General features: G+C 64.0%; 7 protein-coding genes and 1 tRNA gene. 1 reads left to right on the top strand and 7 read right to left on the bottom strand.

Features of this window, described 5'->3' with window-relative positions; translation table 11 throughout:
* Positions 1-300 precede the first annotated feature (300 nt).
* The 6 genes from AC1DXS_RS24345 to AC1DXS_RS24320 all read right to left on the bottom strand — a co-directional run bounded on the left by AC1DXS_RS24345 (position 301) and on the right by AC1DXS_RS24320 (position 7,295).
* A tRNA-Thr gene (locus tag AC1DXS_RS24345) sits at positions 301-376 on the bottom strand.
* 23 nt (positions 377-399) lie between these two features.
* Entirely contained in the window at positions 400-1,407 is a 1,008-nt protein-coding gene (locus tag AC1DXS_RS24340; protein WP_477740015.1) for a class 1 fructose-bisphosphatase, read from the bottom strand.
* A gap of 74 nt (positions 1,408-1,481) precedes the next feature.
* Positions 1,482-2,339 (bottom strand): tetratricopeptide repeat protein, encoded by an 858-nt coding sequence (locus AC1DXS_RS24335; protein ID WP_477740014.1) that lies wholly within the window; start codon positions 2,337-2,339, stop codon positions 1,482-1,484.
* A 22-nt stretch (positions 2,340-2,361) separates the two neighbouring features.
* On the bottom strand, positions 2,362-5,082 hold the full coding sequence (gene pepN, locus AC1DXS_RS24330; protein ID WP_477740013.1) for an aminopeptidase N: 2,721 nt from the start codon (positions 5,080-5,082) through the stop codon (positions 2,362-2,364).
* Between the two features lie 96 nt (positions 5,083-5,178).
* Positions 5,179-6,283 (bottom strand): peptide chain release factor 2 gene (prfB, locus tag AC1DXS_RS24325; RefSeq protein ID WP_477740012.1). Its coding sequence is split into 2 segments (ribosomal slippage): positions 5,179-6,201 and positions 6,203-6,283, totalling 1,104 coding nucleotides; the frame shifts between segments, so codons are not numbered across the junction.
* Positions 6,284-6,356: 73 nt separating this feature from the next.
* Positions 6,357-7,295, bottom strand: coding sequence for an alpha/beta fold hydrolase (locus tag AC1DXS_RS24320; RefSeq protein WP_477740011.1), 939 nt, complete (start codon positions 7,293-7,295; stop codon positions 6,357-6,359).
* Positions 7,296-7,321: 26 nt separating this feature from the next.
* On the opposite strand from AC1DXS_RS24320, the gene AC1DXS_RS24315 reads away from it, so the two are divergent.
* The gene (locus AC1DXS_RS24315; RefSeq protein WP_477740010.1) at positions 7,322-9,073 is read left to right on the top strand and encodes an acetate--CoA ligase; all 1,752 of its coding nucleotides are present in this window, start codon (positions 7,322-7,324) and stop codon (positions 9,071-9,073) included.
* 163 nt (positions 9,074-9,236) lie between these two features.
* Here AC1DXS_RS24315 and AC1DXS_RS24310 read toward each other — a convergent pair whose 3' ends face one another.
* Positions 9,237-9,914, bottom strand: a complete 678-nt coding sequence (locus tag AC1DXS_RS24310; protein ID WP_477740009.1) for a YiaD family glycine zipper/OmpA-like lipoprotein — start codon at positions 9,912-9,914, stop codon at positions 9,237-9,239.
* Between the last annotated feature and the right edge of the window lie 258 nt (positions 9,915-10,172).

Genomic DNA, 10,172 nt, shown 5'->3' with positions numbered 1-10,172 from the left:
CTCCTAATTTCCCCTGCTTTTAAAACAAGCAGGGTAGTGCCTACGTGGGTCAGTTTTGGATGGAAATTACTGCGCTAAGTGGGTCAGATTTCGACGGAATTCAACACCGGCGTTTAGTGGGACAAGCTATTACCTACGATCTATTTGATCGACCCCGTCCGCCGCCCGTCGAATTGACCTTTTGACCCAGAAAGCAGAAAGCCCTCAATTGAGGGCTTGTGCTTGAGTGAAAACCAACTGTCATCAGTGATGACATCAGCTGTTTTCAGTTAGTAACCACTATCGCGTTACCGCGGTAAATGGTGCCGGAGAGATGAATCGAACACCCGACCTTCTCATTACGAATGAGCTGCTCTACCGACTGAGCTACACCGGCGTTTTATTAAATACAGCCCGAGATTATAGCCCGGAGTGGTAGGAGGTCACCCGATCGACCTCATTTTTGGAGCCCAGCATGACGCTGACGCGCTCGTGGAGCTTGCCGGGCTGCAGGTCGAGGATGCGCTGTTTGCCGTTGGTGGCGGCGCCGCCGGCCTGTTCTATGAGCCAGCTCATGGGGTTGGCTTCGTACATCAGGCGCAGTTTGCCGGCCTTTTCGGGCTCGCGTTTGTCCCAGGGGTAGAGGAAGACGCCGCCGCGGGTCAGGATGCGGTGCACGTCGGCCACCATGGAGGCGATCCAGCGCATGTTGAAGTCCTTGCCGCGCGGGCCGTCCTTGCCTTGCAGGCATTCGTCGATGTAGCGCTTCACCGGGGCGTCCCAGTGCCGCATGTTGCTCATGTTGATGGCGAACTCCTTGGTGTCCGCGGGGATCTTGACGTTTTCCTCGGTCAGCACGAAGGAGCCCTGTTCGCGGTCCAGGGTGAACATGGCCACGCCGTCGCCGACTGTCAGCACCAGGGTGGTCTGCGGGCCGTAGATGCAGTAGCCGGCCGCGACCTGTTTGCTGCCGGCCTGCAAAAAGTCTTTTTCTTCGACGCCGGCATGGCCTTCGGGCTTTTTGAGCACGCTGAAGATGGTGCCAATGCTGACGTTGACGTCGATGTTGCTGGAGCCGTCGAGGGGGTCGAACAGCAGCAGGTATTCACCCTGGGGGTAGCGGTTGGGCACCACATAAATGCTGTCCATTTCTTCCGAGGCCATGGCCGCCAGGTGGCCGCCCCATTCATTGGCCTCGATCAGCACCTCGTTGGCGATGATGTCGAGCTTTTTCTGGACTTCGCCTTGCACGTTCTCGCTGGAGGCCGTGCCCAGCACGCCGCCCAGCGCGCCCTTGTTGACGGCCTGGCTGATGCTTTTGCAGGCGCGGGCCACCACTTCCAGCAGCAGCCGCAGCTGCGAGGGGATGTGGCCGTCCATGCGCTGCTGCTCGACCAGGTAGCGCGTCAGGGAGATTTTTTGGGACATGGGGGGCTCCGTTCGATGAAAGGGGGGATCGGTTGGGCGGCGATGTGGTTGCCGGGTATGGCCGGGCAGGGTGATCAGCGAGGCTTGCCTTGCTGGTTGCGCTCTTCAAATTCGGCGAGCGTGGCCAGGGCGCCCTCCAGCAGGTACTCGTCGTCCTGGGCGCGTGCAATGTCCACGCGCTGCTGGAAGAAGGCGCGTGCTTCGGCAGTCCGACGTTTTTCGTGCGCGATTACGCCGAGCTGGAACAAGGCGTCGAGCACGATGTCGGTGTCCTCCAGGGCCTGGCCCAGCGCCAGGCGCTGTTGCAGCCAGGTTGTTGCCTCGGCATGTTTGCCCAGCTTGTAGGCATTTTGCGCCAGGTTGTTGATGACGCCGGACATGCGCCTGTCCGAGCCGAAGCCGAAGGCGGCTTGTGCATCGGCTAGCAGTTGCCGGTTGTGCGCCAGCGCTTCGGCGAAGCGGCCGGCTTCATGCAGGGCGTAGCCGATTTCTTCGCGCATGCCCAGCTTCTGCTCGGTGCTCATCGTGACGCCTTCGTGCGCGGCCCAGTGGGCCGATTGCTGAAGGTGTTCGATGGCGGTGTCGTAGTCCTTGGCCTCCAGGGCCGACTCGCCGATGGCGTAGTGCTGTTCGTAGCGTTCGGTGGGCGTGAGGCCGCCCTTGGCGGCGCGCATGGCCAGGGCACGCAAACCCAGGGGCAGGCCTTCGGTGTCCTGCTGGCGTTTGTGGAACACGACGAACTGCAGCCACAGCAGGTCAGCCATTTCGTCGGAATCGGCTCCCACGGCCTCGGCCAGGGGCTGCAGCGCGGCCAGGTCGGCCGACATGCGTGAACCGCTGAACATGCTTTTGGCGTCGTACACGGTGCGGCGCAAGCGGTTGAACTTCTTCGCAAACCGCTTTGCGGGGGTACCGAATGAGAAGAATGCCATGGCGGTGTCGTCCTCGTTGTGTTCAGTCGGCCAGGGCGCGAGAGACCACTTCGTGCGTGTCTTTGCTCAAGTCGGTTTTGGCGGCCACACGGGCAATCGCTTCACGCGCCGCGCTGCGATAAGGCTCGGCCAGCTTGCTCCAGCGGTCCAGGGCGCGCGCCAGGCGGGCGGCGACCTGCGGGTTGATGGCGTCAAGCTCCATCACGCGGTCGCTCCAGAACACATAACCGGCGGCGTCGGCGCGGTGGAAGGCGGCCGGGTTGCCCTGGCAGAAGGTGCTGACCACGCTGCGCGCGCGGTTCGGGTTGCGCAGGCTGAAGTCGGCATGCTTCATGAGCTGCTTGACGGCGGGCAGCACGTTGCCGCCGCGGTCTGGTGCGCCGGCCTGCAGGCCGAACCATTTGTCGATGACCAGGGCTTCGTCCTTGAACATGGCGTGGAACAGCGGCAGCGCCTCGCCGGCCAGGGCATGGCCGCTGGAGACCAGCGCGGCCAGCGCGTTGAAGCGGTCGGTCATGTTGCCGGCGTCCTTGAAGCGCTGCAGGGTCTTGTGCGGCCAGGTCGCGTCAGGGGTGCTGTGCGCGGTCAGGCACAGGTGCGTCAGCGCCATGCCCGCGAGCGCGCGGCGGCCGCTGGAGGCGGGGTCAGGCGTGTAGGCGCCGGTGTCGTGGTTGGCTTCGTACACGGCTTCCCAGTCGGCCGCCAGGGCCGTGGCCAGCTGCAGGCGCATGGCTTCGCGCACCGTGTGGATGCGCTGCGGGTCCACCACCTCGAGCTGCTCGGCCAGGTAGGTCTCCGAAGGCAATGTGAGCACCAGCTCCTTGAAGGCCGCATCGAGTGTGGGGTGGCGCAGCACCTGGCGCATGGCGCCGAGGTAGGCTTCGTCGAGCACGGCGGCGGGTACGGCCTCAGCCGTGATGGCCGCGATGGCGCGGTTGACGGCCAGGCGCTGGCCGGCTTCCCAGCGGTTGAAGGGGTCGCTGTCGTGCGCCAGCAGGTGCAGCAGCTGGGCGTCGCTGTAGTCGAACTCCAGCACGACCGGGGCGCTGAAGCCGCGCAGGATGGAGGGCACGGGTTCGGCGTCAATGCCGGTGAAGGTCAGCGTTTCGGTGGGCTGGGTGAGCACCACGGTGCGCGTCGAGGTGGGCGCCCGGCTTTCACCTGCCAGTTGCAGCGGAAGGTCGCGGCCGTCCGCGCCCAGCAGGCCCAGGCTGACGGGGATCACAAAAGCCTCCTTGACGGGCTGGCCCACGGTGGGCGCGCAGCTTTGCGACAGCGTGAGGGTGTAGCTGCGGGCTGCCGCGTCATAACTGCCCTGGGCGCGCACGCGCGGCGTGCCGGCCTGGCTGTACCAGCGCTTGAACTGGGGCAGCAGGCGCGCCAGGTCCGACATCGGGTTGGCGTCGGCGATGGCCTGCGCGAAATCGTCGCAGGTCACGGCGTGGCCGTCATGGCGCTCGAAGTACAGCGTCATGCCGCGGGCAAAGCCTTCGCGGCCCACCAGGGTCTGCATCATGCGCACGACCTCGGCGCCTTTTTCGTAAATGGTGACGGTGTAGAAGTTGCTGATCTCGACATAGCTGTCGGGACGCACCGGGTGGGCCATGGGGCCGGCGTCTTCGGGGAACTGGGCGGTGCGCAGCACGCGCACGTCTTCAATGCGCTTGACGGCGCGGGCCGAGGCCTCACCGCACAGGTCTTGTGAAAACTCCTGGTCGCGGAAGACGGTGAGGCCTTCCTTGAGGCTCAGCTGGAACCAGTCGCGGCAGGTGACGCGGTTGCCCGTCCAGTTGTGGAAGTACTCATGGCCGACCACGCTCTCGATGTTGGAAAAATCCACGTCGGTGGCAGTAGCCTGGTTGGCCAGCACGTACTTGGTGTTGAAGATGTTCAGGCCCTTGTTTTCCATGGCGCCCATATTGAAGTCGCTGGTGGCGACGATCATGAAACGCTCCAGGTCCAGCGGCAGGCCGAAGCGGGCCTCGTCCCAGGCCACCGAATGCATGAGTGAGGTCATGGCGTGCTCGGTCTTGTCGAGGTCGCCGGGGCGCACATAGACCTGCAAGGTGTGCTGCTTGCCGGCGCGCGAGGTGATGCGCTGCTCACGGCTGACCAGCTGGCCGGCCACCAGGGCGAACAGGTAGCTGGGTTTTTTGTGCGGGTCCACCCACTTGGCGAAATGCCGCGCGCCGTTGGGGCCGGGCTCCAGCGGGCCCTGGTCGACCAGGTTGCCGTTGGACAGCAGCACCGGGTACTGGGCCTTGTCGGCGCGCAGGGTCACGGTGTAGCTGGCCATCACGTCGGGGCGGTCCAGGAAATAGGTGATGCGGCGAAAGCCCTCGGCCTCGCACTGCGTGAAGAAGGAATCATTGCTGACGTACAGGCCCATCAGCTTGGTGTTTTTGGCGGGGCAGGTGGTGGTGAAGATTTCCAGGTCGAAGGGCTCGTTGCCTTCGGGCAGGTTCTCCAGCACCAGGCGATTGCCTTCCATCTTGAAGGAAGTGCCCTGGCCGTTGACCAGCACACGCGCCAGGTTGAGCTCCTCGCCGTCGAGCTTGAGCGGCTGGGCCGGCACGTCGGGGTTGCGGCGCAGGCGCATCTTGTTGAGCACGCGGGTCTTCGCCGGGTCCAGGTCGAAGCACAGGTCGACGGTGTCTATCCAGTAGGCGGGGGCGATGTAGTCGGCGCGGTTGATCACCGTGGGGCCTTGTCCGGATCCGCGGTCATCGGGCATTTGCAACATGGCTACTTCCTCAAAACAATCTAAAAATTCAAAAACTCAAAATCACTCAACGAAACCTGGGGCGGCGGCGCGGCCGCCCGGGGCATCGGGCATCTATCAGACGCCCTGCTTCAGCGAGGCTTCGATAAAGACGTCCAGGTCGCCGTCCAGCACCTTCTGCGTGGCCGAGACCTCGACGTTGGTGCGCAGGTCCTTGATGCGGCTGTTGTCCAGCACATAGCTGCGGATCTGGTGGCCCCAGCCCACGTCGGTCTTGGTGTCTTCCAGCTTTTGCTGGGCTTCCTGCTGCTTGCGCAGCTCGAAGTCGTACAGCCGCGAACGCAGGCGCTTCCAGGCCACGTCGCGGTTGCTGTGCTGGCTGCGGCCGTCCTGGCACTGCACGACGATGCCGGTCGGGATGTGCGTCAGGCGCACGGCCGAATCGGTCTTGTTGATGTGCTGGCCGCCGGCGCCGCTGGCGCGGAAGGTGTCGGTGCGCACGTCGGCCGGGTTGATTTCGATTTCGATGGAGTCATCGATCTCGGGGTAGACGAAGACCGAGGCAAACGAAGTGTGGCGCCCGCCCGAGGAGTCAAACGGCGACTTGCGCACCAGGCGGTGCACGCCGGTTTCGGTGCGCAGCAGGCCGAAGGCGTACTCACCCTCGATCTTGATGGTCGCGCCCTTGATGCCGGCGGTGTCGCCGGGGGATTCGTCCTCGACCGTGGTCTTGAAGCCCTTGCGCTCGGCGTACTTGAGGTACTGGCGCAGCAGCATGCTGGCCCAGTCGCAGGCTTCGGTGCCGCCGGCGCCGGCCTGGATGTCCAGGAAGCAGGGGAGGGGGTCGGCCGGGTTGTTGAACATCCGGCGGAATTCCATTTTTTCGACCTCGGCGGCGATCTTGGCGGCTTCGCCTTCAATCGTCACCATGCCGGCATCGTCGCCTTCGCCCTTGGACATCTCGAAGAGCTCGGTGTTGTCGGAGAGCTCCGAGCTCAGGCGGTCGATCACATGGACCACGTCTTCCAGTGATTTTTTTTCCTTGCCGAGTTCCTGTGCGCGCTTGGGGTTGTCCCAGACCTTGGGGTCTTCAAGTGCGGCGTTGACTTCGTTCAGCTTTCGTTCTTTGGCAGGGTAGTCAAAGATACCCCCGAAGCTCGTTGACCCGGTTGCTGAGGTCGACGAGCTGGTTGCTGATGAGGTTGATGCGTTCTGCTTCCATGGTTCTTCTGTCCTGAATAAGGTGGTAGCCGCAAGAGGGCGGCTGAACCCGTCATTTTCTCATGACACGGGCGTCACTGCTCCAGAAAGCCCTCAATCAGTGTTGCCAGCTGTTCCGGCTGGTCGTGGTGCAGCATGTGGCCGGCGTTCTGGATCACGGCGACACTGGCCTGGGGCACCTGTTTCAGGCGCTCGTGGTATTCGGCCAGGCTGTATTTGCCTTGCCACCAGGTGGCCAGCGAATCGTCAGAGGCCTCGACGGCCAGGGTCGGCGCGCTGATGCAGCGGTAGATGGCCAGGGCCTCGTCGACGCGGTAAAGCTGCGCGCTGGTGATCTTGTGCGCGGCCTCGCCCAGGATTTGCCATTGCCCGGCCGTATCGGGCCGCGCCCAGTGGCTGGCCAGCCAGCCCGCCTTGTCGGCCGACAGGCGCGGGTTGGTCTTCATCAGGCGGCGCGCCACGCCGTCCACGCTGTCATAGGCCTTGAGCGCGAGTTCGCCGCGCTGCAGGCTTTTGAGCTCGTCCATCCATTTGGCATAGCGGCCGGGCGCCTGCTCGGGCTTGCTGGCCGGCAGGCCGAAACCTTCGAGATTGACCAACCGGCGTATGCGTGCGGGCCGCACACCGGCATACAGCATGACGACATTGCCGCCCATGCTGTGGCCGACCAGGTCCACGGATTTGTCACCTGCGTAGTGATCAAGCAGGAAATCCAGGTCGGCGAGGTAGTCGGCGAACCAGTAGCTGTCGGCGGGGCTGCCATCGGGGCCCGAACCCGTGAGCCCAAAGCCGCGCCAGTCGGGCGCAATGATGGTTCGGCCTTGCGCGAAGGCGTCGGACAGGGCGTCCACCATGAACTGGTAGGAGGCGGCCACGTCCATCCAGCCATGGACGAGGACCAGCGGCGGCAGCGCGGGATTGGTGCCCGAGGGGCTTTCCCACAGGCGCACGTGATAGCGGAGGCCGCGTATAGGGACAAACTCGCTGCGGGAAGATCGTTTTTCTTTGTACATTGATCGCAATCATAAGGAGACATGCATTGAAGCGCAGTCAACACAGAGACAAGCTGGCCAAGGCACAAGCCGACCACTACGCGGCGCTGCACGCCGGCTTTCGCTGGCAGGTGGATGAACACTTCAACATCGCCGAGGCCTGCTGCAGCCGCTGGGCACGCGAGCAGCCCAGGACCGCGGTACGGGCTTACAAGCCGGGCGCGGCGACGGTCTCGCACAGCTACCAGGAACTGCAAAAGGCCGCCGATGCGCTGAGCCAGGTGTTGACGGGCCTGGGCGTGCAGCGCGGCGACCGTGTCGCCATCGTGATGCCGCAGCGCCTGGAAACCGCCGTGGCCTATATGGCGGTGTTCCAGATGGGTGCGGTGGCCATGCCGCTGTCCATGCTGTTCGGCCCCGATGCGCTCGAATACCGGCTGCAGGACAGCGATGCCGTGGTGGCCATTTGCGACGAGAGTTCCATCGCCAGCCTCAAAGCGATTCGCGGTAATTGCCCGGCGCTGCGCACGGTGATCGCAGCGGGCAGCGCCCAGGGCCAGGGCGATATCGACTACGGCAGTGCGCTTGCGGCCCAGAAGGGTGCTTTCACGGCCGTCAAGACCAAGGCCGAGGAAGGCGCCATCCTGATCTACACCAGCGGCACCACCGGCCCGCCCAAGGGGGCGCTGTTGCCGCATCGCGCGCTGATCGGCAACCTGCCGGGATTTGTCTGCAGCCACAACTGGTTTGGTTTCGACGGCAAAACGAATCAAAAATCGGACGCGGTGTTCTGGTCTCCGGCAGACTGGGCTTGGACCGGGGGCTTGATGGATGCGCTGTTGCCAAGCCTTTATTTCGGCCGGCCCATCGTCGCGTTTAACGGGCGCTTCAGCCCCGAGCTGGCTTTCAAGCTCATGGCGGAGCAGGGCGTGACGCACACCTTTTTGTTCCCCACAGCCCTCAAGGCCATGATGAAGGCCTACCCTCGGCCCGGGCAGCACTTCAAGTTGAAATTGGAAGCCATGATGAGCGCCGGCGAGGCGGTGGGCGATGCCGTATTTGCCTACTGCCAGGAGCAGCTCGGCGTGACCGTCAATGAAATGTTCGGCCAGACCGAAATCAACTACGTCGTGGGCAACTGCAGCCGCTTCTGGCCTGCCCGGCCGGGCAGCATGGGCAAAGGCTACCCGGGCCACCGCGTCGCGGTGATAGACGACGAGGGGCATGAATGCCCTGTCGGCGTGCCGGGCGATGTCTCGGTGAACCGTTATGACGTGCATGGCGATCCCGACCCTATCTTTTTTCTGGGCTACTGGAAAAAAGAGGCGGCCACCCGCAACAAATTCACCGGCGACTGGTGCCGCACCGGCGACCTCGCGCGCCGCGATGCCGAGGGCTACCTCTGGTACGAGGGCCGCGCCGACGACGTGTTCAAGGCCGCCGGTTACCGCATAGGCCCCGGCGAGATCGAGAACTGCCTGGTCAAGCATGCGGCCGTCGCCAACGCGGCCGTGGTGCCCAAGCCCGACCGCGAGCGCGGTGCCGTCGTCAAGGCCTATGTGGTGATCGCGCCCGACCAGGTCGCGGCCCGTGCAGCGCATCCGGGCGGTGCGGCCGGGTTTGACGAAGAGCTCACGGTAAAACTGCAGGCCCATGTGAAGACCATGCTGGCGCCTTATGAGTACCCCAAGGAGATTGAGTTCATAGACGCGCTGCCCATGACGACCACGGGTAAGGTGCAACGGCGGGTGCTGCGGCTGCAGGAGGAAGAGCGCTTCAAGGCGCAATCAACAAGCTGACGCCGCCAAAGGCAGCTCAGGTATCCGGTATTACTCCTTCCCCCGCTGGGGGAAGGTAGGGATGGGGGCTGTGCCGTGGCATGCCCCATCAGCATTGCAAACGCCGCAGGCCCTCACCCCCACCCTCTCCCAGGGGGAGAGGGAGTTAAAGAGGTGCGCTTATTCAGCGTGCGGCAACTTGTTCGGCTACGTAGATTTCAACGCGGCGATTTTTGTCGCGGCCTTGCTGCGTGCTGTTGTCGGCCACAGGCTCGCGCGAACCGCGGCCGTCGGTCACGATACGGGTGCGGGCCACGCCGCGGCTGACCAGGTAGTCGCGGGCCGAGTCGGCGCGGTCTATGGACAGCGGGTTGTTGATGGCGTCGGAGCCGGTGTTGTCGGTGTGGCCGATGATGGTGACCGTCGTGACCGGGTTCTGGTTCAGGCTGGTCGCGAACTGGTTCAGGATGGGCGCGAAGTTGGGCTTGATGGCCGAGCGGCCCACGTCAAACGAGACGTCGCTGGGAATGTCCAGCTTCAGGCGGTTGTCGGTGGTCTGGCTCACAGCCACACCGGTGCCCACGGTGGCGCGTTCCATCGCGGCTTTTTGGTCCTGCATTTTCTTGGACCAGATGTAGCCGCCGCCCGCGCCGACCGCACCGCCCAGCACCGCGCCGGTGGCCGCACCCTTGGAGCCGCCGGTGGCCGCGCCCAGCAGCGCACCTGCGACGGCGCCAATGCCGGCGCCCTTGGCCGTGTCGGACTGGGTTTCGCTCATGTTGGCGCAGCCGGAAAGCATGGCGGCGGCCAGGACGGCGCAGCCCAGGGAAGTGGTGGTCAGTTTGTGGGTCAGTTTGTTCATGAAATTCTCCTCGGGACAGATTGGACGATGTCGTTATGAAGCTGTGTTGATGAACTCAAAGGAGCTCAAAGATTTCAGCCACGAGCGATTAAATCGTTGGTGTGTGAATCCTAGGCACGCAATTGGTGAGCAGTTGTAAGACAAGGGCCCGAATCGGGCCTCCTGCACGCCGCGAGCTAAGAACCTGCTCACGGCCTAGGCGGGGCCGCGCAAGCACCTTCTCGGGATGGGATGCAAGGCGCGGTGCGACGCCCATAG

The sequence above is a fragment of the Polaromonas sp. P3_B1 genome (assembly GCF_056402935.1).
Note: the sequence above shows the minus strand (reverse complement) of the source record. Positions and strands in the feature narration are given on the sequence as shown.